This window comes from Serratia sp. SA088 (assembly GCF_049065515.1).
Taxonomy (GTDB): Bacteria; Pseudomonadota; Gammaproteobacteria; order Enterobacterales; family Enterobacteriaceae; genus Serratia; species Serratia nematodiphila.
This window is the reverse complement of the sequence record NZ_JBAKGW010000011.1, coordinates 38,582-63,857: the sequence shown is the minus strand read 5'-3', so window position 1 is coordinate 63,857 and position 25,276 is coordinate 38,582. Positions and strand designations below refer to the sequence as shown.

The window sequence follows — 25,276 nt, the reverse complement described above, 5'->3', positions numbered from 1 at the left end:
TTCCCTCTAGACTTCTCTGGTACCGACGGGCCCGCATGATGCGGGCCTTTTTTATGGTGAGAACTCAGCGGCGGCCTGTGGCTGACTTTCACGATAAAAAAGCCCGCGCAACGGCGGGCTGAACGGGGGAAGGCGTTTAACGCCCTTTTTTCTTGCGCCCCGGCTGGGTAAAGCGCTTGCGGCCGGCCGGCGCAGCGGCTTTGTCGGCGCTTTTCGGCCCGCCGGCGCTCGGCTTTTTCGCCGCGGCGGATTTGGCCGGGGCCTTCTTCGCCGGCTTGGCCTCGGACGAAGAGCCTTCAATCAGTTTGAACAGCTCAATCAGCTCGTCATCGGTCAGATCGCGCCACTCGCCCAGCGGCAACCCTTTCAGGCTGACGTTCATGATGCGCGTGCGTTCCAGCTTGGTGACCTCGTAGCCGAAGTGTTCGCACATGCGGCGGATCTGGCGGTTCAGCCCCTGCACCAGCGTGATGCGGAACACGAACGGCGCCTCTTTCTTCACCTTGCACTTTTTGGTCACGGTGCCCAGCATCGGCACGCCGGCGCCCATGCCGCGAATAAACTCGTCGGTCACCGGCTTGTTGACCGTCACCAGATACTCTTTCTCGTGATTGTTGCCGGCGCGCAGGATCTTGTTGACCAGGTCACCGTGGTTGGTCAGAAAGATCAGTCCCTGCGAATCCTTGTCCAGGCGGCCGATCGGGAAGATGCGTTTGCTGTGGTTGACGAAGTCGGCGATGTTGTCGCGCTCGCCGTCTTCGGTGGTGGTGACGATGCCGACCGGTTTGTTCAGCGCGATCAGCACCAGATCTTCTTCATTGCGCGGTTCGATCAGCTGACCGTTAACCTTCACGACATCGCCGGCAAATACCTGGGCGCCAACGGTGGCGCGTTTACCGTTGATGAAAACGTTGCCCTGTTCGATGTATCGATCGGCGTCGCGGCGTGAGCAGATGCCGCTCTCGCTAATGTATTTGTTCAAACGAATGGATGAGTTGGTCAGCATGGGATCTCCGTAAAACGCGGACTATACATTACCCGGATGACGCTGCGAAGCGAATCATGCAGGGGGGCTGGATAAGGGTATCCTGACCGCGGCTACTACAAAGGTATTTGCAATATGTTTTTTTTGTTTAATTAATTATAGAAAATCGATGAGGATTTTTCTGCAAATTATTCAGGTTATAAATGGATTGTGCCAAATTAAACCATTTAAGCGTTCATGTATAGATTCATTTTAGAAAAGCATTAGGATATTGATAAATTCAAGGAGGGATAAATGAACGCATTAGCCGAGGAAGGGACGTTACGACGTATGACCATGGGGGAAATTAAATTGGCTCGCCATATATATGGAAGCTCAATTATATATGGTCGTGTATGGATACACTGTGATAGCTATTTCCCGTTTGGCTTACAAAACAGAAGTTATGCCATGGCACCTAATGGCGAGTTATGGTTACGGAGGGAACTCTATAAAGACGATTTTTCTGATAACACGGTTCTGATAGAAGAAAAACATCTTTTCATCCATGAGTTGGGGCATGTATGGCAGCATCAGCATGGACAATGGGTAAGAATGCGTGGGTTGTTTAGTTGGGCGGCTGAGTACAACTATCGTCTTGATAAGAATAAAATTACTGATTACTCGCTGGAGCAACAAGCTTCGATTTTTGCTGATTACTGGCTGCTGTTGGTTTATGGTATTGAAACGTGGCGTTATTATCAACGTCCTGGACGAGTGGGCAAGTACAGGGGAACCGATAGTTTGCGTGACATTCATGCACTTTATCAAAAAATTATTAAGGGATGAGGGGAGCATGAAAAAATATTTGGTTCTATTCACGGCCTGCCTCCTGGTCGGCTGTCCGGGGCCTGGCGATAAGCTGACTCCGCGCTTCCCCGCCGTCGTCACTGCCAAAGATAACCATGTCTGCATTCTTTCTTCTATGAAGGCAGGGGATAATATTCGCTTCGTTCAGATTTATAGCGAATCAGGCGATAAGCTCATTAAAGCTATCGATAATGACGTTTTCTTCGTTGAGCCGGGGAGGTGCATGCCGGTATTCGACTATGCTTTTCGGCCAGGGAAGCGTTATTCCGTCGCCTACGATATACAGACACCCGAAGGTTCGCATTTGATTACCGCCGCATTCATGGTTGTCTCCGACGAACGGGGCAACCTGAGGGTTAACCATTAACGCATGTTCTTAGGTTTAGTTTGTTGGACTGCGTTAGGTTGTAGAATGAAAGGCTATGAAAAAACTTGCCCTGTTGCTCGCTAACGCATTGGCTGTTGTTGGGCTGGCTGTGCTGACAATAAAGCTTTTTCCTGTACCCAGGCTAAACCAGAATCAAACCGCTTGGCTGATTGACGCCAGTGGTTTTTTCCATTTTAACGATACGGAATGGTTTGGTGCGCTCGTTTTTGGCGCGGTTTATCTGCTGGCCGGGTGTCTGGAATGGCTCTTTATCCGCCAGGTTTTTCAGCGGGTGAGCTGCGGGCTCCGCCACTAACTCTCATCACCGTTCCCCCACCTTCACCACTCGGGTATTCAGCGGGGTGAGCGTCTGCCCGGCGCTGCCGGTCGGCGTCAGGCGCGGCACGGGGCGGCCGCTGTCGCTTTCCACCAGCGTCGAATGCGCCTCTCCCTCGGCGAACAGATGATCCTCTCCCCACTGGCGCAGGCCGACGATCACCGGAAACAGCGCGCGGCCTTTCTCGGTCAGCACATATTCCTGATAGGCGCTGCCGTCCGCGGCGGGCACGATCTCCAGCACGCCGTGCGTCACCAGGGCGCGCAGCCGGGTGGCAAGAATGTTCTTCGCCATCCCCAGTCCTTTTTGAAACTCGCTGAAACGGGTGACGCCGTCGAAGGCGTCGCGCACGATCAGCAGCGACCACCAGTCGCCAATCACATCCAGCGTGCGCGCTACCGGGCAGGGCGCGTCTTCCAGGCTTTTACGTTTCACTGCGTTTATCTCCAGCGACATATTCTGGTTGCATTATAAAACCTCCGCATCTAAAGTTCATTGGGTTTAATTATGAAACCAGATTGAGGTGTGCGATGAGCGACAAACTGCTGGATCCTCCCTGTGCGGCGCTGGGGCGTCTGCCGGCCGCCCTGGTGCTGCTGTTGGCCGGTGCCAGCGCCTTTAGCGTGGCCAACGTTTACTATGCGCAGCCGCTGCTGGACGCCATCGCCCGCGATTTTTCCATCAGCCTGGCGGCGGTCGGCATGGTGATCACCGTGACTCAGTTGGGCTGCGCGCTGGCGTTGCTGTTGGTGGTGCCGCTGGGGGATCGGTTGAACCGGCATCGATTGCTGGCGGGGCAACAGCTGGGGCTGATCGGCGCGCTGCTATTGGTGGGCTGGGCGCACAGCGCGCCCTGGCTGCTGGCGGGGATGTTGCTGGTGGGGCTACTGGGCACCGCCATGACGCAGGGGCTGATCGCATTCGCCGCGGCCCTGGCGGCGCCGCAGGAGCGCGGGCGGGTGGTCGGCGCGGCGCAGGGCGGGGTGGTGCTGGGGCTGTTGCTGGCGCGCACTCTCTCCGGCACGCTGGCGGACGTCGGCGGCTGGCGCACGGTGTACTTCTTCTCAGCCGGAGTGACGCTGGTGCTGCTGCCGATCCTGTCGCGCCTGCTGCCTGCGCCGCGCACCGCGCCCAGCACGCTGAGTTATCCCGCGCTGCTGCGTTCAATGCTGAGCCTGTTGCGGCGTGACCGCACGCTGCAAATTCGCGGCATGCTGGCGCTGCTGATGTTCGGCGCTTTCAGCCTCTTTTGGAGTTCGCTGGTGTTGCCGCTGAGCCGGCCGCCGTTCAACTTCACCCATGCTGCGGTGGGAGCGTTCGGCCTGGTCGGCGCGGTGGGCGCGCTGGCGGCGGTGCGCGCCGGGCATCTGGCGGATCGCGGGCTGGGGCAGGTGGCCAGCGGCGCGTGTCTGCTGCTGTTGACGCTGGCCTGGCTGCCGCTCGGTTTGCTCGGCAGCGGCCTGGTTTGGCTGGTGGCGGGCATTGTGCTGCTGGATCTGGCGGGCCAGGCGATCCACGTGCTGAATCAGAGCATGATCTTCAGCGCCCACCCGCAGTCGCATAGCCGGCTGGTGGGCTGCTACATGCTGTTTTACGCCGTCGGCAGCGGGCTGGGCGCCTTTGCCGGCACCCATATGTACGCCTGGGCGGGTTGGAGCGGCGTCTGCGGGCTGGGGGCAGGCGTCAGCCTGAGCGCGTTGCTGTTTTGGCGGCTGACGCTGCGCCGGATGCCGGATGCGGCGGGTAAGAACTAGCGGGCCGGCGAATGCATCAGGTAATAATCTTCTTCGCCGTCGTTGCCGGTGGAGATGATGCGCCAGCCGTGTTTGCGGTAGAACGCCAGCGCTTTTTCATTTTTCACCAGGCATTTCAGCGAGCCGGTGGCGGTGAAGGTGGCTTGCGCCGCTTGCAGCAGCGCACTGCCGACGCCGCGCGGCGGCTGATGGGGATCGACATACAGGTTATGAATGAAGTTGTCTTCGCGGTAGATGGAGACGAATCCCAGCAGCACGCCGCCGTCTTCCGCCACCCAAATCGCTTCGCCCAGCGTCGCGCGGTCGAAATCTTCCAACTGATAGTTCGAGGTATCGCGCCAACCGAACGCCGCCTTGCGCGACGCCAGGTACAGCGTGCGCAGGAAGGGGCGATCGGCCTCTTGGTAAGGTCTTATTTGCATGGCATCTCCCGGTGGTTTTTGCTCACTATAGCGCATTGTGTAGCGCATGCCCGCAGGGCTAATTTAATCGCTTGTTTGTCCGCGCCGCCGCTGGCATGATCTCCTGCAGGGATTAACGCAACGTTGATCACAACCTATTGATTTTCATGACTCGGGGTGCCCTTCCGCGTGAAGGCTGAGAAATACCCGTATTACCTGATCTGGATAATGCCAGCGTAGGGAAGTCACGGCCGCTCAACCGGCGCCGCCTTCTTGAACGCCGGTTGGGAGGAATATGATCGCTCGACCTGATGCACTACCCGGCGCCCGCGCCGCGGCCTGCCTGACCCAATTCCAACAGCGGCCTCCGCTGATCCACTGCCTGACCAACGAAGTGGTGCAGTCGCTGACCGCCAACGTGCTGCTGGCGCTCGGCGCCTCCCCGGCGATGGTGGTGGAGCCGCAAGAGGCGGCGCAGTTCAGCGCGCTGGCCGACGGCCTGCTGATCAACGTCGGTACCCTCAATGCGCTGCGCGCCGAATCGATGCGGGCGGCGGTGGCCGCCGCCAATCAGGCCGGCAAGCCCTGGACGCTGGATCCGGTGGCGGTCGGCGCGCTCTCCTACCGTACCGCCTTCGCCAAACAGCTGCTGGACGAAAAACCGGCGGCGATACGCGGCAACGCCTCGGAAATCATGGCGCTCAGCGGGTTGCTGGCCAGCGGCCGCGGCGTGGACAGCGGCGACGATTCCCTGGCGGCATTGCCCGCCGCGCGTGAGCTGGCGCGGCGCAGCGGCGCGGTGGTGGCGGTCACCGGCGCGGTGGATTACGTCACCGACGGCCAACGCGACTGGGCGATCGAAGGCGGCTCCCCGCTGATGACGCGGGTGGTGGGCACCGGCTGTGCGCTGTCGGCGGTGGCGGCGGCGTTTTGCGCCCTGCCGGGCGATCGCCTGGACAACGTGGCGACCGCCTGCCGGGTGATGTCCCACTGCGGCGGCCTCGCGGCCAGGCAGGCCGCCGGGCCGGGCAGCTTTACGCCGGCGTTCCTCGACGCCCTGTATCAACTGCGCGGGGAGGATCTGTGATGAACCGCATTAACGCGCTGACCATCGCCGGCACCGATCCCAGCGGCGGCGCCGGCATTCAGGCCGATTTGAAGGCCTTCTCGGCGCTTGGCGCCTACGGCACTTCGGTGATCACCGCGCTGGTGGCGCAGAATACCCGCGGCGTGCAGTCGGTGTATTACATCGATCCGGCGTTCGTCGCCGCGCAGCTGGACTCGGTGTTCAGCGACGTGCGCATCGACAGCGTCAAGATCGGCATGCTGGCCAACGCCGACATCGTGCAGGCGGTGGCCGAACGGCTGCGCCATTACCGGCCGGAATTCGTGGTGCTGGATACCGTGATGCTGGCGAAAAGCGGTGATCCGCTGTTGGCGCCGGAGGCGGTAGAGTCTATCCGGCGCGAGCTGTTGCCGCTGGTGTCGATCATTACGCCGAACTTGCCGGAAGCGGCGGCGCTGCTGGCGTGCCCGCCGGCGGAAGATGAAGCGCAGATGCGCGAGCAGGGGCGGGCGCTGCTGGCGATGGGCTGCCGGGCGGTGCTGATGAAGGGCGGCCACCTGAGCGAAAGCGAGAGCCCGGACTGGCTGTTCACCGCCGAAGGCGAGCAGCGCTTTACCGCGCCGCGCGTCGCCACCCGCCATACCCATGGCACCGGCTGCACGCTCTCGGCCGCGCTGGCGGCGCTGCGCCCGCGCCATGCCGACTGGGCGGCCACGGTGGCCGCCGCCAAGGACTACCTGCAACAAGCGCTGCAACAGGCGGATACGCTGGAAGTGGGGCACGGCATTGGGCCGGTGCATCATTTTCACGCCTGGTGGTGAGCCAACTTTTTGCCGCAACCGTGGTCTGACTAGTTCAGGCCCGGTTTTATGGGCGAAACCTGATTTAACCTAGGGAGAAGGACTATGACGGGACACCAGGCGCTGCGTTGCGCCCTCTTCGGCGCACTGCTCAGCTTCAGCGCGGGCAGCTTTGCCCAGCAGATCGTCACCACGTCGGATTTGATTCAGCAGCCGGGGTATCAGGCCAGCTGGCAAAACATGGTCAAAGGCCAGGCGCGGATGCCGGGCTGGGCGCGCAAGGGCGTCGGCACCTCTACGCCGGCGCAGAATCTGAACTGGAAGGGCAAAGAGTATCTAGTCGGCAACCTGTGCAAGCCGCACGACTGCGGCAACAACTTTTTGATCGTGGCGTTCAGCGCGGATAAATCCCAGGCCTGGGGCGTGCGGGTCGAGGTGGAAGATCGGCCGGAAGCCATCGATCACCCGAAGAAGTATGCCAGGTACCAGTGGCTCGGCAAGCCGGATGAAGACATGAAGGCGCTGCTGAAGCAGCAGTTCGAGAACAATCCCGACTGGAAATAATCTGACCGGGGGCGCCGCTGCCGGCGCCCCCGGCACCGATCAGCCGATGCCGGCCTGATGCAGATCGTGCAGGTTGAGCGCCCCCACCAGCACGCCGTCCATGTTGACCACCGGGGCCGCGCTGATGTGCTGTTCGTGCAGCGCTTCCAGCGCCTCTCCGGCGCGCCACTGCTCCGGCAGCCGATAGCCGGGGCGGGTGATCGCCGGGCTGAGCGGATCCTGCAGGCTATTGCCCTTCACCAGCCAGCGGCGCAGGTCGCCGTCGGTAAATACGCCCACCACCCGCTGCTGTGCGTCGCAGACCGCCACCAACCCCAGTCCGGTGCGGCTCAGTTCCAGCATGGCCTCCATCACGTTGGCGCTTTCGCTCACGCGCGGCAGGCGATCGCCGGTGCGCATCAGGTGATGCACGCGGTTCAGCAGGCGCGCCCCCAGGCTGCCGCCCGGGTGCGAGCGGGCGAAGTCTTCCGCGTTGAAACCGCGCTGGCGCATCAGCGCCATCGCCAGGGCGTCGCCCATCATCAGGGTGTTGACCGCGCTGGAGGTCGGCGCCAGCCCCATCGGGCAGGCTTCGCGCTCAACGCCGATATCCAGCACGCAGGCGGCGGCCAGCGCCAGCGGCGACTCTTTGCCGCCGGTGATGGCGATCACCGGAATGCCGTTCTCCGCCAGCAGCGGCAGGATCAGATCCAGCTCTTTGGCGCGACCGGAGTAGGAGATGAACACCACCACGTCGTCGGTGCCGATCATGCCGAGATCGCCGTGCAGCGCCTCCGCCGGATGCACGAAGAACGACGGCGTGCCGGTGCTGGCCAGCGAAGCGGCGATCTTCTTGCCGATATGGCCGGACTTGCCGATGCCGGAAATCACCGCTTTGCCGCGGCAGTTCAGCAGCAGCTCGCAGGCGCAGACGAAGTTGTCATCCAGGCGCGCCAGCAGGCGCTGCGCTTCGGTCAGCTCGATCTCCAGCGTTTCGCGGGCGAAGGCGAGCAGGGCGTTGGCGTTACTCATCGGGATCTCCTACCAGAAGGATATTGATGCCTTTCGCCTGCAGGGCGGCGAGGTAATCGGGGTTGATGTCTCGGTCGGTGATCAGCGTGTCGACGGCGCTGAGCTCGCACACCACGTTCGGGCTCTTGCGGCCGAATTTCGAGGAGTCTACCAACAGAATAATGCGGCCGGCGGCTTCGCACATCGCCTTGCTGACGTTGTGCACTTCGTTGAAGGTGGTGACGCCGGCGTTGAGATCGACGCCGTCCGCGCCGATAAACAGCTTGTCGAAGCTGAATTGCTGAAACGCCGATTCCGCCAGGCTGCCGTGGAACGAGGCCGACTTCTTGCGGTAGGTGCCGCCGGGCATCAGGATGGTCTGATCGTTGTCCAGCTCCACCAGCGCGTTGACGATGGTCAGGCTGTTGGTCATCACCGTGATGTTGTTGAACTGTGCCAGGTGCGGCACCATCTGCAGCACCGTACTGCCGGCGTCGAAGATCAGCGAGTCGCCGTCGGCGATCAGCGCCACGGCGGCGCTGGCGATCTGGCGTTTTTTCTCGGTGTTGATATGGGTTTTGCGGTCGATCGGCTGATCGCCGTCGTCGCGGCTGAGCACCACGCCGCCGTAGGTGCGGATCACCTCGCCTTCTTCTTCCAGCAGGGTGAGATCCTTGCGGATGGTGGTGCCGGTGGTGGAGAAATGCTCGGCCAGGGCGTCCACTGCCGTTTTGCCATGCCGCTGCAGATATTCAAGGATAGCGGCCTGCCGCTGCTTTGGTTTCATCGCGATTCCCGTTCACAAGAGTGGGGCATTTTCCCTCGCTGAATAATTCACTATGAAAGGTAATGCCTTTTAATGTGAAAATATCACGATTTGGGTTCAATCGCTAACGATAGTGCAGACTGGCATGCGCGATCCTCGGGGAAGATCACATCCGGGCGCAAATCCCGCTGATGCAATCCGTGTAAATGAGACAGCGGGCGGGGCCGGGCGAAAACGGTCAGGCCGCGCAGCAACAGGCTGCCGCACACCCGCCGATCGGCGTCGAAGGCCAGCGCCAGCACCACTCGCGGGCGAAAACGGCCACCGGAACGGCCGACGCCCACGGCGCCCAGCCGGCATAAACCATCGAAGGCGCGGTTGAAACGTTGCAGTTGCCACCAGCCGAAGGCGATTTGCAGCAGCCAGGCCAGCAGCGCGAAGGCGATCAAAGCTTGTGTCATGGCGTTCTCCTTAGCCCCCTCTGCTGAAGGGGGCATCGATTGGCGTCAGAACATCACCTGGCCGCCGGTGATGTTGATCGATTGGCCGGTGCAGTAAGAGGCCTTGTCGCTGGCGTAGAACAGCAGGGTGTTCAGCACATCCTGGTAGTCGCAGCCGCGCTTCAGCGGCACCTTGTCGATGTAGTACTGCTCCACCTGATCCGGCGCGATGCCCAGTTTTTGCGCGTACTGCGGCAGCAGCGACTGGAACATCGGCGACTTCAGCAGGTTGCCGAGCATCAGCGAATGCACGGTGATGCCGTACTCCGCCAGATCGAGCGCCAGCGACTGCGTCAGCCCCACGCCGCCGAACTTGGCGGCGCTGTAGCCGGAGTTGTGCTTGCTGCCGACCTTGCCGGACTTGGAGTTGATCTGGATGATGCGCCCGGCGATGCCGTCGCGGATCATCAGGCGCGAGAACTCGCGGGCGCAGAGGAAATAGCCCACCAGGTTCACCTGCAGCGAGCGGTCGAAGTCGCCCAGCGGGAAATCGGTGATCGGCGCCGCCTTGGCGATGCCGGCGCTGTACACCAGCAGGTTGGCCTGGCCGAACGCCCGGTCAACCGCCGCCGCCAGCGCGATCACGCTCTGCTCGTCGGTGGCGTCGGCCTGAAAACCGCAGGCGCTGCCTGTGCCGTACTCTTCGTTGATCTGCTGTGCCACCAGACTGGCATTGTCGGCGTTCAGATCGGCCACCGCCACCCGATAACCGGCCTGCGCCAGCCCGTGGCTCAAAAAGGCGCCTAACGTTTGGCCGCCGCCAATCACTACAGCTACTTCAGACATGGTCTACTCCTTATGCGATAAATGACAGCGTGCTGCCCAACGGGATATCGGTCGGCGTCGGGCCGGATACGTGGATCGAGCCGGGAAATTCGGCTTCGGCTTCGCCGTCGAAGCGCACGGTGATATGGCCCAGCTCGCGCAGATTCTGCGTGGCGACGCTGCCGACGGCGGTGATGGCGTAGCGCTGCTGCGCCAGTTCCATCACGCCGCCCACCTGCAGCTCGCCGGCGGTTGCGCCGTGGCGGTGGATGAAGCAGAACTCTTCGATATCCGCCGGGGCGCCTTCACGGAAGGTGATCAGCATGTTGTCCAGCAACGCGTCGCGGGCGCAGCCGCCGATCTGCGTGATGGTGGTGTGAAAAATGGTGTGCATAAACGTCTCCCTGGGGATCACATTATTGATAAATGAAGGCCGAGGCGGCCCAGGCGATCAGGACCGTCGGCGCGCCGGTCAGGAAGCGGCCAACCAGCACTGAAGGTACGCCGACCCGCACGGTGTCCTGTTTGGCTTCCGCCAGCGACAGGCCGACCGGAATAAAGTCGCAGGCGGCCTGCGCGTTGATGGCGAACAGCGCGGGCAGCGCCAGCTGCGGCGGAATATGGCCAAGGCCGATCTGCACCCCGACCAGCACGCCGATCACCTGGGCGATGACCGCGCCGGGGCCGAGGAACGGCGACAGCAGCGGGAATGAACAGATCAGCGCCAGCGTCACCAGGCCGATCGGGCTGTTGGCCAGCGGCGTCAGGCCGTGAGCGATAAAGTCCCCGAGGCCGGAGGCCATGATGATGCCGATCAAGGCCGAGACGAATGCCATAAACGGCAGAATGGTCTTCAGCACGGTGTCGATAGTGTCGCGCCCGGCCTGGAAGAACACCGCCACCACCGATCCCATGCCCATGCCGACCTTCGCCAGCAGCCCGTCGCTTTGCTCGGTGATCTTCTTGCTGGTGTCGTAGTCGCGCGCCTTGGGCGGCGCGGCAACGGCGGCGGCGGGTTGGCTATCTGCCGCTTCGATTCGGTTGATGTTGTGGTCGCGCACGCCGGAGACATAGATGTCTTCGAGGATAAACTGCGCCAGCGGGCCGGACTGACCGGTGGCATGGATATTGACCGTCGGAATGCGGCGTTTCGGGTACAGGCCGCAGCGCAGGGTGCCGCCGCAGTCGATCACCGCCACGCCGATCTCTTCCGCCGGCGGCTCGCCCTCTTTGAAACCGTCGACGGCCGGCCAGCCGGTCAATTCGCTGAGGCGATCGACGATGGAAGGCCGGGTGCCGGCGGTGATGTACACCACTTTTTTGCCGGGTTCGATCGGCAGTTCCAGGGGGCCGCCCCAGCCGCTGGCGCCTTTTTCAATACGGATATAAGCACTCATGCTGCACTCCACGAATTAAAGTTGCACCTGGCGATCCAGACGGATGCCCATCTTGCGTTCGAACAGGCTGGTGGTGAGATCGGTAACCCAGCCGCGGAAGAAGTTGGTGAACAGCCCCACCAGGAAATAGCTCACCGCCAGCGGGCCGAGCGGCAGGCCGAGGGTGGTCAGGCCGCTGGCGATGCCGAGGTAAACGAACAGCTCGCCGGGGTTGATATGTGGAAACAGGCCGTTCATCGAGTGGCAGCTGTAGGAGGCCGCCGCGTAGTAGCTCGGCTTGTATTTCTCCGGCATGAAGCGCCCCAGGCTGAGGGTCATCGGGTTGCAGAAGACAAAGGTGCCAATCAGCGGCAGCAGCAGATAACGCGAGACGGGGTTGCCCGCGCAGCGCTGCGCCAATCGTTCGATACGTTCCTGGCCAACAAATTTGATCAGCGCGTTCATGATAACCAACAGGCTGATCAACAAAGGCAAAATGCCGGTCACCATGCCGACAAACACTTCACCGCCTTTCTGAAACAGGCCGATAAACCACTCGGCGCCGTGGGTGATTAGCTCAATCATTATGTTCTCCTGTAATGGACTGTTATGGCCTGGAGCGAACGGCGGCTCTGTCGCCATGGGCCTTACAGTAGTCACTTTGTTGGGCTATTTGTTTTAAATAGATCACAATTTGAAAGATAAATATTTTATTTTGAAAGTTTAAAGTGAAAGAAAGAGAAGGTTGGCAGCGTCGGGTTAAGGGGAACGGGCACAAAAAAGCCCGGCGAACCGGGCTTTGGGACAGGCGGTCCGTCACATCAGGCGATGGTGACCTTCTTGTCCAGATAGGCATCTTGCACGGCGTTGATCAGCGCCACGCCGTCTTTCATCGATTTCTTGAAGGCTTTACGCCCCAGGATCAGGCCCATGCCGCCGGCGCGTTTGTTGATCACCGCGGTGCGCACCGATTCCTGCAGATCGTTCTCACCGGCGGCGCCGCCGGAGTTGATCAGCCCGGCGCGGCCCATGTAGCAGTTGGCCAGCTGGTAGCGCACCAGATCGATCGGGTGATCGGTGGTCAGCTTGGTGTAGACGCGGTCGTCGGTATAGCCGAATTTCACCGCGCGGTAGCCGCCGTTGTTTTCCGCCATTTTCTGTTTGACGATGTCGGCGCCGATGGTGGCGGCGATGTGGTTGGCCTGGCCGGTCAGATCGGCGCTGGAGTGGTAGTCCACGCCGTCTTTGTTGAACGCCGGGTTGCGCAGATAGGCCCACAGCACGGTGACCATGCCCAGCTCATGCGCGCGCTCAAAGGCGATAGAGATCTCTTCGATCTGGCGGCGCGACTGCTCTGAACCAAAGTAAATGGTGGCGCCGACCGCCACTGCCCCCATGTTGAACGCCTGCTCGACGCTGGCGTACAGGGTCTGGTCGTACTGGGTCGGATAGCTCAGCGTTTCGTTGTGGTTGAGTTTGACCAGGAACGGAATTTTATGCGCATAGCGGCGCGATACCGACGCCAGCACGCCGTAGGTGGAGGCGACGCAGTTACAGCCGGCTTCAATCGCCAGCTCGACGATGTTCTTCGGATCGAAATACAGCGGGTTGGCGGCGAACGAGGCGGCGGCGGAGTGCTCGATGCCTTGGTCGACCGGCAGGATAGACAGATAACCGGTGCCGCCCAGGCGGCCGTGGTTGAACAGGGTTTGCATCGAACGCAGCACGCTGTTGGGGCGGTTGTTATCGATCATTACGCGGTCGACGAAGTCGGCGCCCGGCAGGTAGAGATTCTCGGCGGGGATAGTGGTACAGCGGTGTTGCAGCAGATCTTCCGCTTCCTTTCCTAGCAACTGCACAATATCAGTCATGATTCACTCCCGATTAAGCTTCTTCATACACCGGCAATGCAAGGGTTTTTGACCACCGGCGCAGTAAAAAGCGGTGATTGAAGCTGTAAAGCGATGCTACCGAACTTGCTCCGGCAAGGACAAACAATAGATGCGATTGAGAGGAAATGCCATTTGCGTGGACAAATACGCGGGGGCGATCGCCCCCGGCGCGCTAAGCGGTTGATTATTCGATCTCGAACCACGCGGTATTCTGTTGAGCGATCGGGGTGATGGAGTAGATCATCTCCTGCAGATGATCGTGGATGGCGCGCTCCGCCGCCTCGGCATCGCGCGCTTTCAGCGCTTCGTAGATGCGGTAGTGCTGCTTGATCAGGCTCTCCGGCGGCGAGACTTCGCTCAGGCTGAGGAAACGCACCCGATCCATGGTGGCCTTGATGGTTTCGATGGTCTCCCACGCCAGCGGGCAGTCGGCAAACTGGGTCAGCAGCTGGTGGAACTCGTCGTCCAACGCCAAAAATTCGCGCGTTTGCCCGTTCTGCGCCGCCAGCTCTTGACGGTGCAGGTTATGCTCCAGCGTCATCAGCTGCGCCGGAGTGGCGCGCTCGGCCGCGCGGCGCACGATGGCGCATTCCACCGCCTGACGGATAAAGCGCCCGTCGGCCACGCGCTTGGCGGAAATCTTCATCACGAAGGTGCCGCGCTGCGGCAGGATCTGCACCAGGCCGGCCTCCGCCAGCTTGATGAAGGCTTCGCGCACCGGCTGGCGCGAAACGCAAAAGCGGGTGGAGATCTCTTTCTCGGACAGCAGGGTGCCGGGGGGGATGGTGCAATCGACGATATCTTTGCGCAGGAAGCGATAGATCTGCTGGTTGACCGGGACGTTGTTGGTGAGACTGTACGTTTCAGACATGGCGACAATCAGGCATCTGGCTGGAGTTCGAATGCCACCATACTAGCAGATTATTGGTTGAGGGCGGGGGGATAAATCCACCCGCCAGGCAGGGGAACTCAGTGATGCCAATCCTGATATTCCTGCTTGCGCCGCTCTGGCGCGGTTTCCGGCATCAGGCTCAGGCCGAGGGCCGACACCACGCCCAGCACCATCATGTAACCGGCCAGCCCGTAGTAATGGCCGCCGGTCACCTGCAGGATCTTCACCGCCAGCAGCCCGAGAATGCCGCTGCCGATCAGCGAGCCGATCTGCCAGATCAGCGCGATGCCGCTGCAGCGCACGCGGGTGGGGAACAGCTCCGGGAAGTAGGAGGCCTGCGGCGCGTAGCACATGCTGTGGCCGAAGGTCAGCACCACGATCATGGCGATCTGCGTCACCCAGAAATTATCGAGGTTGATCGCCATAAAGAACGGCACGATGCACACCACCTGCAGCAGCGCGCCGGCGATGTAAACCGGTTTGCGCCCCAGCCGATCGGAGAGGCGGCCCATCAGCGGAATAGCGAAAATCTCCAGCAGCACCGCCACGATCATCGCCTCCAGCAAAATGCTTTCGTTGAGGTGGTTGGCCTTGCCGTAGGCCAGCACGATCACGGTGAACATGGCGAAGGCGCAGGCTTCGATCAGCTTGGCGCACACCCCTTTGGCGATAAGGCCGGGATAGCGGCGGGCCACTTCCACCACCGGCCGGCTCTCCACCGCTTTGGTGGCGCGGATTTGGGTAAACACCGGCGACTCGTCGATCTTCAGGCGAATAAACAGCCCGACCAGCACCAGCAGCAGGCTGAGCAGGAACGGAATGCGCCAGCCCCAGTCCAGCATCTGCGCCGGCGACAGCACGGCGGTCAGCAGCGCGAACAGCCCGGACGGCAGCAGGAAACCGGCCGGCGCGCCGATCTGCACCCAGCTGGCGTAGAAACCGCGCCGCGGCGGCGGCGCGTATTCGGCGGTCATCAGCACCGCGCCGGCCTGTTCGCCGCCGACGCCGAAGCCCTGCAGCACGCGGATAAAGATCAGCGCGATCGGCGCCCAGATGCCGATCTGCTCATAGGTAGGCAGCAGGCCGATGCAAAAGGTGCCGAGGCCGACGATCAGGATGGTGATCACCAGCGCCTTCTTGCGGCCGACTTTGTCGCCGATATGGCCGAACACGATGCCGCCCAGCGGGCGCGCCAGGAAACCGACCGCGTAGGTGGCAAAGGCCGCCAGCGTGCTGATCAGCGGATCGGCGCTGGGGAAAAACAGCTGGCCGAAGAACAGCACCGCGGCGGTGCCGTAGGCGAAGAAATCATAGTATTCGGCGGCGGTGCCGATGGCCGACGCGCTGGCGACGCGCCGCAGCAGCGGTTGATTGCCGGTATTGACGGCGTTATGCGTGGTGACGGTCATCGGAAACCTCCCGGTCGGTAAGCGGCAGAGCGGCGACGGTGGCTTTGGCCCCCAGGCTCAGCAGTTGGTGATAAGCGTGGCTGACGGCGTGGACGAAGTCAGGCGAATCGGGCAGATCGCGGCCGAAGACGCTGTCGAGTTGCAGCAGCGCCAGGACGCGGGGCCGGCCTTCCTCGCTGCCGGCGACCAACGCGGCGAGGCGCTCGCGCAGCGGATCGCTGATGGCGATCGGCTCGCCTTGTTCATCGCGGCCGCCGACGTAGCGCATCCAGCCGGCGACGCCCAGCGCCAGGCAGTCGAAGCGGCTGCCGCGCGCCAGATGCCAGCGGATCGCGTCCAGCAGCCGTTGCGGCAGCTTCTGCGTGCCGTCCATGGCGATCTGCGCGGTGCGGTGTTTCAACGCGCGATTGCGGTAACGCTGCAGCAGCGAGTCGGCATACTGCGCCAAATCGACGTTCGGCACCTGCAGGGTCGGCGCCTGTTCCGCCAGCATCAGGTGACGGGCGGCGCGGACAAAATCCGCATCCTGCATGCAGTCGCCGATGTGCTGATAACCGGCCAGGTAGCCGAGGTAGGCGAGAAACGAATGGCTGCCGTTCAGCATGCGCAGCTTCATCTCCTCGTACGGCAGCACGTCGCTCACCAGTTCGGCGCCGACCTTGTCCCAGGCCGGGCGCCCCTGGGGAAATCGATCTTCAATGACCCACTGGCTGAACGGCTCGCAGGCTACGCCGACCTCATCTTCGACGCCGCCCAGCCAGGTGCGCAACTGCCGGCGGGCCTCCGGCGTTACCGCCGGCACGATGCGATCCACCATGGTGGAAGGGAAGGCGACCTCTTGACGCACCCAGTCGGCCAGCGCCGGATCCTGCCGCTGCGCCAGTTCGACCAGCACCTGGCGCGTGACCCGGCCGTTGGCCGGCATGTTATCGCAGGACATCACGGCGAACGGCGGCAGCCCGCGTTCACGGCGCAGGCGCAGCGCCGCCAGCAGCAGCCCCGGCGCCGACTGCGGCTGTGCCGGGTGGGCGATATCATGCGCGATCGCCGGGTGTTCCGCCATCAGTCGGCCGCTGGCGGGGTGGTGGCAATAGCCCTTTTCGCTGATGCTCAGCGAGACGATGGCGATCTCGGGCTGCGTCAGGGCCGCCAGCACCGCCGCCAACCCGTCGGTTTGCAGGTGCAGCGCCTGGCGCACCACGCCGATGACCCGGCCCCGCCAACCGTCGTCGTCCATCTCCGCCACCGAGAACAGCAGGTCCTGTTGCCGTAGATCGGCGATCTTTTGCCGGCCGTGCTGCATGCTGATTTCGCAGTAGCCCCAGTCACTGCCGTGCTCGCTGGCCAGCCTGTCGGCGTACATCGCCTGGTGCGCGCGGTGAAACGCGCCGAAGCCGATATGCGCCATGCGCGGTTTCACGCGCTCACGTGCGTAGCCGGGCCGGATAACGGCGGCCGGCAGCGCGCTGTGGTCGGAAAGTCTCATGTTCAATGTCCCTGGAGAGGTAAGCAAAGGGGCGAAGCCGCCCCGTCTGGCGTTAGGGTTTTAAGATTTGCACGCCCGCCGTTGCGCGCGGCGCCTTGATCACCAGCAGCACCAGCAGCGCGCCCAGCGCGGCGACGCCGCCCGCCAGCATAAAGGCGCTGTCGAATTTGCCGGTGTTCTGCACGATGTAGCCGGTGGCGATCGGCCCGATGATGCCGGAGACGCTGCCGATCAAATGAATGAACCCGCTGGCGCCGCCGACCCGGGATTTATGCACCACGTCCTGGATGATCGCCCAGTAGAGAGCGCCGGTAATGTAGAGGAAGAAGATCGACACCGACATCAGCATCACCGCCGGCACCACGCTGCTGACGGTGCCCGCCAACGCCACGCACACCGCCGCCGCCAGCAGGCTGGTGACCAGCACGATCTTGCGCGACAGCAGCAATTTGCCGGTGATGTTGAAGATCTTGTCGGAAATATAGCCGCCGAGCGCCAGCCCGACGAAGCCGACGATCCACGGGATCATCGTGGTCAGGCTCATCTCTTTGATGTTCAGGTTGTGTGCCTGCACCAGATACGAGGGGAACCAGCTCAGGAAGAAGAACAGGATGTAGTTGTAGCAGAAGAAGGCGAAGGCGGTGACCAGAATGATCGGCTGCTTCAGGTAGTAGCCCAGCCCGTGCGGGGCGTCGCTCAAGGCGCTTTCCTCGCCGAGATTTTCCTGTTTCAACCGTGCGATCAGCGCCCGTTCTTCGTTGCTGACGCGTTGGCTTTTCGCCGGGTTATCCGCCACCACGAAGAACCACACCAGCATCCAGACGATGCCGATGGCGCAGATAATCATAAACGCCGGCCGCCAGCCGAACGCCAGCGCCAGATAGCCGACGATCGGCCCGGCCACCGCGCCGCCCAACGGCGAACCGGCGCTGAGCAGGCCCACGGCGGTCGCCGCCTGTTTCTTCGGGAACCAGCCGTTGATCATCTTGTTGGCCGAGGCGCAGATCGGCCCTTCGGCCATGCCGAACAGGACGCGCAGGATCAGCATTGAGTAAAAACCGGTGGCGATCGCCGTCATGCCGCAGAAGATGGACCACAGGCCGACCGCCACGCCCAGCACCAGCGTCGGGCCGAAGCGGTCGACCGCCAGCCCGCCGACGAAGTTGAAAATGGCGTAGCCGAAGAAGAAGCTGCCGAAGATCAGACCGAACTGTTCGGCGTTCAGCATCAGATCCTGTTCGATCATCGGCACGGTGATCGACAGCGCCACGCGGTCGAGGTAGTTGATCATGTAGACCATGAACAGCAGGAACACGATGGTCCAACGCAGGTTTTTAAACATAAAGCGCTCCACTGGGTGTCGTTTTAATCGTGATGCTTCATTGTTTGCACGGGCGGCGGGCGCCGCCCAATGCCCCGATGCCGCCTTGGCGTTACTCGAACTGCAGCAGCACCTTGCAGCAGGTGCGCTGATCCCGCTCGAACATCTGCATCGCCCGTTCGACGTCGTCGGCGGGCACGCAGTGGGTGAGTAGCCGCTGCGGGTCTAGCTTGCCGTCCGCCATCCAGGCGATCACCTGCGGAAAGCGCGCGCTGTTCAGGCGCGAGGAGAAGATCGACAGCTCCTTGCTGGTGATGCTCTGCTGGGTCAGGGTGCAGGCGTCGCCGGAAAAGCCCATGATGCCGATGCGCGCCGCCGGCGAAGCCAGCGCGATCGCCTCCGGTAAAATGGTGGGGTGGCAGGCGGCATCGACGATCAGCGTCGGCTGAACGCCGCGCTGCTGCAGCGCCTGCGGCAATGCGGCCTCGGCGTTGTTGAATGTTTGGTCGGCGCCGTTGGCGCGCGCCATCTCCAGCCGCTCGGCGATGCGATCGACGACCCACACCTGCCTGACGCCGTACACCCCTTTCAGCGTCTGGATCACCGTGAGCCCCATCGGCCCGGCGCCGTAGATCAGCGCGATGTCGTCGGGGCGCGGTTGCAGATGGGCGGTAATGTTGGCGGCGATGCTGAAGGGTTCGATCATCGCGGCGTGGCGATCGCTGATGGCCGGCGGAACCGGATAGGCGTTGCGCGCCGGCACGCAGGCATAGTCGCTGAAGCCGCCGTCGCGGTGCACGCCGATCACCTGCAGCGAGGTGCAGACGTTGGGGCGGCCGACCGAACAGGGATAGCAGTGGCCGCAGCTCACCACCGGGTCTACCGAGACGCGTTCGCCGAGGCGCGCCGGATCGACGCCTTCGCCCAGCGCATCGATCAGGCCGAAGAACTCGTGGCCGATCACACGCGGATAGCGGGCGAACGGGTTATGGCCGTGATAGATATGGACGTCGGAGCCGCAGATGCCGGCGAATTTCACCTTGACCCGCACCTCGCCGGCCGCCGGCTGCGGCAGTGCGCGCGTCTGCAGCGCCAGGCGCCCGGGCTGCTCGATCACGACGCTGCGCATGGTGTTTACCAGTTCCATAAGGTGCCATCCTCCAGACGCGCGACCGGCAGGTAGGCCGGTTCATAGGGGTAACGGGCCGCCAGCTTCTCATCGAACTCGATGCCGATGCCCGGCTTGTCGCCCGGATGCATATAGCCGTCGTCGAACGTCCAGCTGTGCGGGAACACCTCGAGCATTTGCTCGGAATAGCCCATGTATTCCTGCACGCCGAAGTTCGGCACCCACAGATCGAAGTGCAGCGCCGCCGCCATGCAGATCGGCGACAGATCGGAAGGGCCGTGTGAACCGGTGCGCACCTGATACAGCGAGGCGAAGTCGGCGATGCGCCGCATGCCGGTAATGCCGCCCGCGTGCGTCAGGGTGGTGCGGATGTAGTCGATCAGCTGTTCTTCGATCAGCTGTTTGCAGTCCCAGATGCTGTTGAACACCTCGCCGACAGCGATCGGCGTGACGGTATGCTGGCGGATCAGGCGGAAACAGGCCTGATTTTCCGCCGGCGTCGGATCTTCCATCCAGAACAGGCGATACGGTTCGGCGCTTTTACCGAAGCGCGCCGCTTCAATTGGCGTCAGGCGGTGGTGCATGTCGTGCAGCAGGTGTTCGTTGAAGCCGAACTTGTTGCGCACCGCATCGAACAGTTTGGGGGTGAAGTCGAGGTATTTTTCCGTCGACCACAGCTGCTCCTCCGGCCACTCGCCCTTGGTGGCCGGCTCATAGGCCTGGCCTTTGCCCTTGGCCATGCCGTAGGTGGTTTTCATGCCCGGCACGCCGCATTGAACGCGGATCGCCTTGAAGCCTTGCTCTTTATGTTTGGCGTAGTCGTCGAGCACTTCGTCGATCGAGTGGCCGGTGGTATGGCAATACACCATCACTCCCGAGCGCGAGGCACCGCCCAACAGCTGATACAGCGGCATGTTGGCGGCCTTGGCCTTGATGTCCCACAGCGCCATGTCGACGGCGGAAATGGCGGACATGGTCACCGGGCCGCGCCGCCAGTAAGCGCCTTTGTAGAAGAATTGCCAGAGGTCCTCGATCCGCTGCGCGTCGCGGCCGATCAACTGCGGGCAGAGGTGATCTTTCAGGTAAGAGGCCACCGGCAATTCGCGCCCGTTCAGCGTGGCGTCACCGAGGCCGATGATGCCGTCATCGGTGGTGATTTTCAGCGTGACAAAGTTGCGCCCCGGGCAGGTGACGAACACCTCGGCGTTGACGATTTTCATAACCTTCACATCCTGTAGCTGCGGAGAGATAGCGCGAAAATACGCCATGAACTAACTACCATACAAGTATGAATTAATGAATTTGCCGGAGAGGATCACATTTGATCGTGCGCGGAAGCGGGTGAACAGAGGGGAAGAAGCGGGGCGCAGCGGCTGCGCCCGACAAGGTCAGCCCAGCAGGGCGCAGTTAGGCGGCAGGCGGCATTCGATGGCCTGCGGCAACACTTCGATGCGGAAATGGCGGCCTTTGAGCGGTTCGCCGTCGAGGTTGAAAGTCATCTCATGCGGCGCGTCGATCTCGAGCCACGGCAGCGCCGCGCTGAGGATGCTGTTGCTCTCTTCGTCGTTGAACAGGGCGGCGACCAGCGCCGGCAGCAGTTCATCGGCGATCAGCAGGCGCAGCTGCAGCAGGCCGTCGTTGATCAGCGCGCTGGGGCACAGTTCCTGGCCGCCGCCGGCCTGTTTGCCGTTGCCGATGCCGATCACCAGCGCTTCGCCGGCCCAGCGGAAGTCCGGCCCGCGGATTTCACAGCGGTCGGCCTGCAGCGTATCCATGCGCAGCAAGCCGTGAACGAAGTAGGACACGCCGCCCAGCGCCGCTTTCAGCTTCTCCGGCGTTTCAGTGGTGATACGGGTGCCGAAGCCGCCGGTGGCCATGTTGATGAAGTAGCGCTCGCCGTTGACCTTCGCCAGATCGATAGGCACCGAGCGGCCCTTGATCGCCAGCTGCAGCGCCTGCTCGGGCGAGAGGGGAATGTTGCAGGCCATGGCGAAGTCGTTGGCGGTGCCGAGCGGCAGGATGCCCAGCGCCGGCCGGTTGTGCGCCGGCAGTTGCACCAGCGCGGCGGCCACTTCGTTGATGGTGCCGTCACCGCCGCCGGCGACGACGGTGCCGACGCCGAGCTGCGCGGCTTCCGCGACATAGCGTGCGGCATCGCCGTGCTCCCAGGTGACGCGCACGTGCAACGTTATCTGTTCTTTGCGCAGCCGGTTGACCGCCTGACGCAGCTCTTCGTTACCGGCGCCTTTGCCGTTGATGATAAGCAGGGCGGACGCATGTGAGTGTTGAGGCATTGCCGATATCCTCCGGCGGAAAACCAAGAATGCCTCAAGATAAACCAGCTGCTGCCACCAGGCCATCAGAATATTCAGCTAATTCCGGTTATTTGCCGACGCTCAGTGAATATGAAGCAAGGCGAATTTATCTGAATTTTACGCAGAAATAAGCGAAGTGTTAAAGAAGCGAGGATTAATCGCTGTAGCGTTATTTATATATCGAAGCGGCGTGATTATTATTATTAAAACGGATAACGGGAATAAGTTATGGAAATAGGCATGGTGGAAAAAAATAGGCGCACCCATAAAGAAAAAGCCAGCCCAAGGGAGATTGGGCCGGCTAAGGAGGTGGTTCCTAGTATTGCTATGCAAATATTTTCGTTGTTCGTTTTAAGCAGCGTGATAGTAACCAAGCTGCGCGCGCATTGATGTGATCCAATTCTAATATTTGCTAAAAATCGCCGCCGAATGACGGCGATTCATTTTTATGCCCCGGCGCTATTTTCTTCCGCCAAATTGCGGATCAGCAACGCATAATTGAGATCGATATCCTGCGGGATCGGCAAATAAACGATATGGCCGTTGCCCGGCGCCACCTCAATCGATTCGCCTTTCTTATTTTGCATGCTCTCGAGGGTGAACACCACGTTGCCGCCCGGCGTCATCATTTCGACGCTGTCGCCGAGCGCGAACTTATTCTTCACGTCGACTTCCGCCCAGCCATCACGGCGCACGCCGGTGAATTCGCCGACGAACTGCTGGCGCTCGGAGAGCGAGGAGCCGTAGTCGTAATTCTGCTGCGCTTCGTGCACGTGGCGGCGCAGGAAGCCCTCGGTATAGCCGCGGTGCGCCAGGCCTTCCAGCGTGGTGAGCAGGGTCGGATCGAACGGTTTGCCGGCGGCCGCGTCGTCGATGGCGCGGCGATAGACCTGAGCGGTGCGGGCGCAGTAGTAGAACGACTTGGTGCGCCCTTCGATCTTCAGCGAATGCACGCCGAGCTGCGTCAGACGCTCCACGTGCTGGATGGCGCGCAGATCCTTGGAGTTCATGATATAGGTGCCGTGTTCGTCCTCGAAGGCGCTCATATATTCGCCTGGCTTTTGCGCTTCAGACAGCATGAACACCTTGTCGGTCGGCGCGCCGATGCCCAGCGTCGGCTCGACGGTTTGCACCGGGATCGGCTCGTGCAGGTGCACGATATTGCCGGTGTCGTCCTCTTTGCCTTCCTCCGCTTTGTACTGCCAGCGGCAGGCATTGGTGCAGGTGCCCTGATTGGGATCGCGCTTGTTGATGTAGCCGGACAGCAGGCAGCGGCCGGAGTAGGCCATGCACAGCGCGCCGTGGACGAAGATCTCCAGCTCCATGTCCGGCACTTCGGCGCGGATCTCGGCGATCTCTTCCAGCGACAGTTCACGCGACAGGATCACGCGGGTCAGGCCCATTTGCTTCCAGAACTTCACCGTCGCCCAGTTAACGGCGTTGGCCTGCACCGACAGGTGGATGTCCATCTGCGGGAAGGCTTCGCGCACCATCATGATAAGGCCGGGATCGGACATGATCAGCGCATCCGGGCCCATATCGATAACCGGCTTCAGATCGCGCAGGAAGGTTTTCAACTTGGCGTTGTGCGGGGCGATGTTCACCACCACGTAGAACTTTTTGCCCAGCGCATGCGCTTCGTTGATGCCCTGCGCCAGATTCTCGTGGTTGAACTCGTTGTTGCGCACCCGCAGGCTGTAGCGCGGCTGGCCGGCGTAAACCGCATCGGCGCCGTAGGCGAAGGCGTAACGCATATTTTTCAGCGTGCCGGCCGGGGAGAGAAGTTCTGGTGTAAACATAGTGTGTCTCGGTCTGATTTCAGGTCAGCACCACGCCACCTGATGGCGCAGTAAAAGCGGGGGATTGTAGCCGCAGCGCGGCAAGAAATCAGCAGTTAACCGGATTTATTCAAGGGAGATTGATCCCGGTCAAACGGAAAACGCGCGGTGGCCGCCACCGCGCGGGTGAAACGGGGGATCAGGCGCTCAAATCGCGGATATCGGTGGTCGGGCCGTTTTTTATCACCGACTGGATACCGTTTTTGGCCGCGCTTTCGGAGCTGTACATTTCGCTGACGCCGATCACCTGATGGTTCTTGGCTTTCAGCACAAAGTAGGGCTGATTGCTGGCGCTGTGCTTCAGTTCGTATTGCGCTTCGTGCGGTGAATTGGTCTGCACCGAGGCGATGCCGTTCTCCGCCGAGGCTTTGCTGGCATACATCTCGCTGGCCAGAATGATCTCGCCGTTACTGGCTTTCAGGTTGAAGTGGTACTGTCCGTTCTTTGCTTTTTTCAGCTCGTAATGACCGATTGCCATGGTTCTTCTCCTGTAGGTTCCGATTCGTGATGTAAGTGTAGCCAATCGCTTGAAAATCGGCGGCTAAACCTCACAGCAGCTTAGTTGAAAAAATGCGCAGTTTTTTTGCGCCGGCGCGGAGTTTTCGCCCGAGAGGCACAGCGCCGCACGGGAAGCTAAGGGAGAAGGCGTGATTGCGCAGTGCGCCGCATAACGAGGGGAACAGGGTGTCACCCCGTGAGATTGTGCGTTACTGTTTGGCCGTTTCGTCAATGTGGATGAAAAATGAGCGATACATCTTGGCATCGACACGCTACAGGCATATGCTTTGGCCTATGCCTGCTGTGGAGGTGTCGAGATGGAAAGGATCGCAAAGCTGTTTAAAAACGGCAGAAATCAGGCGGTGAGGTTACCGGTGGAATTTGAATTTGATACGGATCGTGTCTATATCCGTCGCGATCGGGAGGGCAACGTGATTTTATCCAAATATCCGGCAAAGCCGGACAGCTGGGCACCGCTGCTGAGCATTATCGCCCAAACGCCGGTGCCGCAAGAGTTTCTTGGCGCGGAAGATCGTCAGCAAGGGGTTGCCGACCGCGATCCCTTCTCAGAGGAAGAGTAGGCGATGTACATGTTTGATACCAACACCGTCAGCCACTTGTTTCGGCAGCATCCGCAGGTGCTTAACGTCATGGAAAAGCTCCCGCCTTCTGCCGTATGTATTTCCAGCGTCACGGAGGCGGAACTGCGTTACGGTGTGGCTAAACGGCGGAACAAGGCGTTGCAAAACATGGTCGAGGCCTTTCTTGCTGCGGTGACGGTCTATGCATGGGATAGCGAGGCCGCCCGCTGCTACGGTGAAATGCGGGCAAACATGGAGAGAAAGGGCAAAATCATGGGCGCGATGGATCAACTGATCGCCGCTCACGCGCAGAGCCGTGGCGCGACGCTGGTGACCAACGATCGCGCATTCGCCATGGTGCCCGGGTTGGCGGTTGAAGACTGGACGCGCTGATT

General features: G+C 61.5%; 29 protein-coding genes and 1 riboswitch. Of the genes, 9 read left to right on the top strand and 20 right to left on the bottom strand.

The window, feature by feature from the left end:
* Positions 1-136: 136 nt before the first annotated feature.
* Positions 137-1,006: a 23S rRNA pseudouridine(2604) synthase RluF gene (rluF, locus tag ACOWVD_RS22415; protein ID WP_021504493.1), complete on the bottom strand. Its 870-nt coding sequence runs from the start codon at positions 1,004-1,006 to the stop codon at positions 137-139.
* 273 nt (positions 1,007-1,279) lie between these two features.
* On the opposite strand from rluF, the gene ACOWVD_RS22410 reads away from it, so the two are divergent.
* From ACOWVD_RS22410 to ACOWVD_RS22400, 3 genes are read left to right on the top strand one after another with little or no spacing between them, the layout of a single operon-like run.
* Positions 1,280-1,813: a type IV secretion protein Rhs gene (locus ACOWVD_RS22410; RefSeq protein WP_072022355.1), complete on the top strand. Its 534-nt coding sequence runs from the start codon at positions 1,280-1,282 to the stop codon at positions 1,811-1,813.
* Positions 1,814-1,820: 7 nt separating this feature from the next.
* Complete coding sequence (locus ACOWVD_RS22405) at positions 1,821-2,201, top strand: putative T6SS immunity periplasmic lipoprotein (protein ID WP_033648952.1); 381 nt, start codon at positions 1,821-1,823, stop codon at positions 2,199-2,201.
* 55 nt (positions 2,202-2,256) lie between these two features.
* Complete coding sequence (locus ACOWVD_RS22400) at positions 2,257-2,517, top strand: DUF1158 family protein (RefSeq protein WP_033632357.1); 261 nt, start codon at positions 2,257-2,259, stop codon at positions 2,515-2,517.
* Between the two features lie 6 nt (positions 2,518-2,523).
* Here the strand turns inward: ACOWVD_RS22400 and ACOWVD_RS22395 are convergent, their stop codons facing one another.
* Positions 2,524-2,973, bottom strand: a complete 450-nt coding sequence (locus ACOWVD_RS22395; RefSeq protein ID WP_072627200.1) for a winged helix-turn-helix transcriptional regulator — start codon at positions 2,971-2,973, stop codon at positions 2,524-2,526.
* 95 nt (positions 2,974-3,068) lie between these two features.
* Here ACOWVD_RS22395 and ACOWVD_RS22390 point away from each other — a divergent pair, with 95 nt between their 5' ends.
* Positions 3,069-4,292 (top strand): MFS transporter, encoded by a 1,224-nt coding sequence (locus ACOWVD_RS22390; protein ID WP_197800383.1) that lies wholly within the window; start codon positions 3,069-3,071, stop codon positions 4,290-4,292.
* Here the strand turns inward: ACOWVD_RS22390 and ACOWVD_RS22385 are convergent.
* The gene (locus tag ACOWVD_RS22385) at positions 4,289-4,714 is read right to left on the bottom strand and encodes a GNAT family N-acetyltransferase (RefSeq protein ID WP_004941487.1); all 426 of its coding nucleotides are present in this window, start codon (positions 4,712-4,714) and stop codon (positions 4,289-4,291) included. The two genes, ACOWVD_RS22390 and ACOWVD_RS22385, sit on opposite strands and share 4 nt — an antisense overlap.
* 142 nt (positions 4,715-4,856) lie before the next feature.
* Positions 4,857-4,953: riboswitch (TPP riboswitch) on the top strand.
* Positions 4,954-4,988: 35 nt separating this feature from the next.
* Here ACOWVD_RS22385 and thiM point away from each other — a divergent pair.
* From thiM to ACOWVD_RS22370, 3 genes are all read left to right on the top strand, one after another.
* Entirely contained in the window at positions 4,989-5,780 is a 792-nt protein-coding gene (gene thiM / locus ACOWVD_RS22380; RefSeq protein WP_049239897.1) for a hydroxyethylthiazole kinase, read from the top strand.
* Entirely contained in the window at positions 5,780-6,580 is an 801-nt protein-coding gene (gene thiD / locus ACOWVD_RS22375; RefSeq protein ID WP_197843102.1) for a bifunctional hydroxymethylpyrimidine kinase/phosphomethylpyrimidine kinase, read from the top strand. Before thiM ends, thiD begins: the two co-directional genes overlap by 1 nt.
* A gap of 84 nt (positions 6,581-6,664) precedes the next feature.
* The gene (locus ACOWVD_RS22370) at positions 6,665-7,123 is read left to right on the top strand and encodes an Ivy family c-type lysozyme inhibitor (RefSeq protein ID WP_197799206.1); all 459 of its coding nucleotides are present in this window, start codon (positions 6,665-6,667) and stop codon (positions 7,121-7,123) included.
* A gap of 39 nt (positions 7,124-7,162) precedes the next feature.
* Here the strand turns inward: ACOWVD_RS22370 and gutQ are convergent, their stop codons facing one another.
* The 17 genes from gutQ to ACOWVD_RS22285 all read right to left on the bottom strand — a co-directional run bounded on the left by gutQ (position 7,163) and on the right by ACOWVD_RS22285 (position 24,280).
* Entirely contained in the window at positions 7,163-8,134 is a 972-nt protein-coding gene (gene gutQ / locus ACOWVD_RS22365) for an arabinose-5-phosphate isomerase GutQ (RefSeq protein ID WP_049239894.1), read from the bottom strand.
* Positions 8,127-8,900, bottom strand: coding sequence for a glucitol operon DNA-binding transcriptional repressor SrlR (gene srlR / locus ACOWVD_RS22360; protein ID WP_015378752.1), 774 nt, complete (start codon positions 8,898-8,900; stop codon positions 8,127-8,129). The genes gutQ and srlR overlap by 8 nt, the downstream gene beginning before the upstream one ends.
* Positions 8,901-8,983: 83 nt before the next feature.
* The gene (gene gutM, locus ACOWVD_RS22355; protein WP_033632369.1) at positions 8,984-9,340 is read right to left on the bottom strand and encodes a transcriptional regulator GutM; all 357 of its coding nucleotides are present in this window, start codon (positions 9,338-9,340) and stop codon (positions 8,984-8,986) included.
* Between the two features lie 45 nt (positions 9,341-9,385).
* Entirely contained in the window at positions 9,386-10,165 is a 780-nt protein-coding gene (gene srlD, locus ACOWVD_RS22350; protein WP_015378751.1) for a sorbitol-6-phosphate dehydrogenase, read from the bottom strand.
* A 10-nt stretch (positions 10,166-10,175) separates the two neighbouring features.
* Positions 10,176-10,538: a PTS glucitol/sorbitol transporter subunit IIA gene (gene srlB, locus ACOWVD_RS22345; RefSeq protein WP_004941520.1), complete on the bottom strand. Its 363-nt coding sequence runs from the start codon at positions 10,536-10,538 to the stop codon at positions 10,176-10,178.
* 22 nt (positions 10,539-10,560) lie between these two features.
* Positions 10,561-11,541, bottom strand: a complete 981-nt coding sequence (gene srlE / locus ACOWVD_RS22340) for a PTS glucitol/sorbitol transporter subunit IIB (protein WP_015378750.1) — start codon at positions 11,539-11,541, stop codon at positions 10,561-10,563.
* Positions 11,542-11,556: 15 nt separating this feature from the next.
* The gene (srlA, locus tag ACOWVD_RS22335) at positions 11,557-12,105 is read right to left on the bottom strand and encodes a PTS glucitol/sorbitol transporter subunit IIC (protein WP_004941528.1); all 549 of its coding nucleotides are present in this window, start codon (positions 12,103-12,105) and stop codon (positions 11,557-11,559) included.
* 236 nt (positions 12,106-12,341) lie between these two features.
* Positions 12,342-13,391, bottom strand: a complete 1,050-nt coding sequence (gene fbaB, locus ACOWVD_RS22330) for a class I fructose-bisphosphate aldolase (RefSeq protein ID WP_015378749.1) — start codon at positions 13,389-13,391, stop codon at positions 12,342-12,344.
* Between the two features lie 205 nt (positions 13,392-13,596).
* Entirely contained in the window at positions 13,597-14,283 is a 687-nt protein-coding gene (locus ACOWVD_RS22325; RefSeq protein WP_004941533.1) for a GntR family transcriptional regulator, read from the bottom strand.
* 98 nt (positions 14,284-14,381) lie between these two features.
* Positions 14,382-15,713 carry an MFS transporter gene (locus ACOWVD_RS22320; RefSeq protein ID WP_048325252.1) on the bottom strand — a complete coding sequence of 444 codons (1,332 nt, stop codon included), beginning with the start codon at positions 15,711-15,713 and terminating at the stop codon, positions 14,382-14,384.
* Positions 15,694-17,199, bottom strand: a complete 1,506-nt coding sequence (locus ACOWVD_RS22315) for a mannitol dehydrogenase family protein (RefSeq protein ID WP_075684610.1) — start codon at positions 17,197-17,199, stop codon at positions 15,694-15,696. Before ACOWVD_RS22315 ends, ACOWVD_RS22320 begins: the two co-directional genes overlap by 20 nt.
* A gap of 52 nt (positions 17,200-17,251) precedes the next feature.
* Positions 17,252-18,541 (bottom strand): MFS transporter, encoded by a 1,290-nt coding sequence (locus ACOWVD_RS22310; RefSeq protein WP_015378745.1) that lies wholly within the window; start codon positions 18,539-18,541, stop codon positions 17,252-17,254.
* A gap of 91 nt (positions 18,542-18,632) precedes the next feature.
* Positions 18,633-19,649, bottom strand: coding sequence for a Zn-dependent oxidoreductase (locus ACOWVD_RS22305; protein ID WP_164095207.1), 1,017 nt, complete (start codon positions 19,647-19,649; stop codon positions 18,633-18,635).
* Between the two features lie 5 nt (positions 19,650-19,654).
* Complete coding sequence (gene manD / locus ACOWVD_RS22300) at positions 19,655-20,869, bottom strand: D-mannonate dehydratase ManD (RefSeq protein ID WP_049239892.1); 1,215 nt, start codon at positions 20,867-20,869, stop codon at positions 19,655-19,657.
* A gap of 168 nt (positions 20,870-21,037) precedes the next feature.
* Positions 21,038-21,943, bottom strand: coding sequence for a lipid kinase YegS (gene yegS / locus ACOWVD_RS22295; RefSeq protein WP_004941555.1), 906 nt, complete (start codon positions 21,941-21,943; stop codon positions 21,038-21,040).
* A 467-nt stretch (positions 21,944-22,410) separates the two neighbouring features.
* Positions 22,411-23,763: a tRNA 5-hydroxyuridine modification protein YegQ gene (yegQ, locus tag ACOWVD_RS22290; RefSeq protein WP_004941558.1), complete on the bottom strand. Its 1,353-nt coding sequence runs from the start codon at positions 23,761-23,763 to the stop codon at positions 22,411-22,413.
* A 178-nt stretch (positions 23,764-23,941) separates the two neighbouring features.
* Positions 23,942-24,280: a YegP family protein gene (locus tag ACOWVD_RS22285; RefSeq protein ID WP_004941561.1), complete on the bottom strand. Its 339-nt coding sequence runs from the start codon at positions 24,278-24,280 to the stop codon at positions 23,942-23,944.
* Positions 24,281-24,617: 337 nt separating this feature from the next.
* Between ACOWVD_RS22285 and ACOWVD_RS22280 the strand changes: the two genes are divergently transcribed.
* On the top strand, positions 24,618-24,881 hold the full coding sequence (locus ACOWVD_RS22280; RefSeq protein ID WP_004941563.1) for an antitoxin: 264 nt from the start codon (positions 24,618-24,620) through the stop codon (positions 24,879-24,881).
* A 3-nt stretch (positions 24,882-24,884) separates the two neighbouring features.
* On the top strand, positions 24,885-25,274 hold the full coding sequence (locus tag ACOWVD_RS22275; RefSeq protein WP_049239890.1) for a type II toxin-antitoxin system VapC family toxin: 390 nt from the start codon (positions 24,885-24,887) through the stop codon (positions 25,272-25,274).
* The last annotated feature ends 2 nt before the right edge of the window (positions 25,275-25,276 follow it).

What these genes read in the sequence shown, in the direction of transcription:
- manD (WP_049239892.1), bottom strand. Translation starts at nt 20,869, where the DNA reads ATGAAAATCGTCAACGCCGAGGTGTTCGTCACCTGCCCGGGGCGCAAC.
- ACOWVD_RS22390 (WP_197800383.1), top strand. Translation starts at nt 3,069, where the DNA reads ATGAGCGACAAACTGCTGGATCCTCCCTGTGCGGCGCTGGGGCGTCTG.
- ACOWVD_RS22275 (WP_049239890.1), top strand. Translation starts at nt 24,885, where the DNA reads ATGTACATGTTTGATACCAACACCGTCAGCCACTTGTTTCGGCAGCAT.
- srlA (WP_004941528.1), bottom strand. Translation starts at nt 12,105, where the DNA reads ATGATTGAGCTAATCACCCACGGCGCCGAGTGGTTTATCGGCCTGTTT.
- ACOWVD_RS22370 (WP_197799206.1), top strand. Translation starts at nt 6,665, where the DNA reads ATGACGGGACACCAGGCGCTGCGTTGCGCCCTCTTCGGCGCACTGCTC.
- fbaB (WP_015378749.1), bottom strand. Translation starts at nt 13,391, where the DNA reads ATGACTGATATTGTGCAGTTGCTAGGAAAGGAAGCGGAAGATCTGCTG.
- yegQ (WP_004941558.1), bottom strand. Translation starts at nt 23,763, where the DNA reads ATGTTTACACCAGAACTTCTCTCCCCGGCCGGCACGCTGAAAAATATG.
- yegS (WP_004941555.1), bottom strand. Translation starts at nt 21,943, where the DNA reads ATGCCTCAACACTCACATGCGTCCGCCCTGCTTATCATCAACGGCAAA.
- ACOWVD_RS22400 (WP_033632357.1), top strand. Translation starts at nt 2,257, where the DNA reads ATGAAAAAACTTGCCCTGTTGCTCGCTAACGCATTGGCTGTTGTTGGG.
- ACOWVD_RS22385 (WP_004941487.1), bottom strand. Translation starts at nt 4,714, where the DNA reads ATGCAAATAAGACCTTACCAAGAGGCCGATCGCCCCTTCCTGCGCACG.
- ACOWVD_RS22310 (WP_015378745.1), bottom strand. Translation starts at nt 18,541, where the DNA reads ATGTTTAAAAACCTGCGTTGGACCATCGTGTTCCTGCTGTTCATGGTC.
- thiM (WP_049239897.1), top strand. Translation starts at nt 4,989, where the DNA reads ATGATCGCTCGACCTGATGCACTACCCGGCGCCCGCGCCGCGGCCTGC.
- srlD (WP_015378751.1), bottom strand. Translation starts at nt 10,165, where the DNA reads ATGTCTGAAGTAGCTGTAGTGATTGGCGGCGGCCAAACGTTAGGCGCC.
- ACOWVD_RS22320 (WP_048325252.1), bottom strand. Translation starts at nt 15,713, where the DNA reads ATGACCGTCACCACGCATAACGCCGTCAATACCGGCAATCAACCGCTG.
- gutQ (WP_049239894.1), bottom strand. Translation starts at nt 8,134, where the DNA reads ATGAGTAACGCCAACGCCCTGCTCGCCTTCGCCCGCGAAACGCTGGAG.
- ACOWVD_RS22315 (WP_075684610.1), bottom strand. Translation starts at nt 17,199, where the DNA reads ATGAGACTTTCCGACCACAGCGCGCTGCCGGCCGCCGTTATCCGGCCC.
- rluF (WP_021504493.1), bottom strand. Translation starts at nt 1,006, where the DNA reads ATGCTGACCAACTCATCCATTCGTTTGAACAAATACATTAGCGAGAGC.
- gutM (WP_033632369.1), bottom strand. Translation starts at nt 9,340, where the DNA reads ATGACACAAGCTTTGATCGCCTTCGCGCTGCTGGCCTGGCTGCTGCAA.
- thiD (WP_197843102.1), top strand. Translation starts at nt 5,780, where the DNA reads ATGAACCGCATTAACGCGCTGACCATCGCCGGCACCGATCCCAGCGGC.
- ACOWVD_RS22285 (WP_004941561.1), bottom strand. Translation starts at nt 24,280, where the DNA reads ATGGCAATCGGTCATTACGAGCTGAAAAAAGCAAAGAACGGACAGTAC.
- ACOWVD_RS22280 (WP_004941563.1), top strand. Translation starts at nt 24,618, where the DNA reads ATGGAAAGGATCGCAAAGCTGTTTAAAAACGGCAGAAATCAGGCGGTG.
- srlB (WP_004941520.1), bottom strand. Translation starts at nt 10,538, where the DNA reads ATGCACACCATTTTTCACACCACCATCACGCAGATCGGCGGCTGCGCC.
- ACOWVD_RS22325 (WP_004941533.1), bottom strand. Translation starts at nt 14,283, where the DNA reads ATGTCTGAAACGTACAGTCTCACCAACAACGTCCCGGTCAACCAGCAG.
- ACOWVD_RS22410 (WP_072022355.1), top strand. Translation starts at nt 1,280, where the DNA reads ATGAACGCATTAGCCGAGGAAGGGACGTTACGACGTATGACCATGGGG.
- ACOWVD_RS22305 (WP_164095207.1), bottom strand. Translation starts at nt 19,649, where the DNA reads ATGCGCAGCGTCGTGATCGAGCAGCCCGGGCGCCTGGCGCTGCAGACG.
- ACOWVD_RS22405 (WP_033648952.1), top strand. Translation starts at nt 1,821, where the DNA reads ATGAAAAAATATTTGGTTCTATTCACGGCCTGCCTCCTGGTCGGCTGT.
- srlR (WP_015378752.1), bottom strand. Translation starts at nt 8,900, where the DNA reads ATGAAACCAAAGCAGCGGCAGGCCGCTATCCTTGAATATCTGCAGCGG.
- srlE (WP_015378750.1), bottom strand. Translation starts at nt 11,541, where the DNA reads ATGAGTGCTTATATCCGTATTGAAAAAGGCGCCAGCGGCTGGGGCGGC.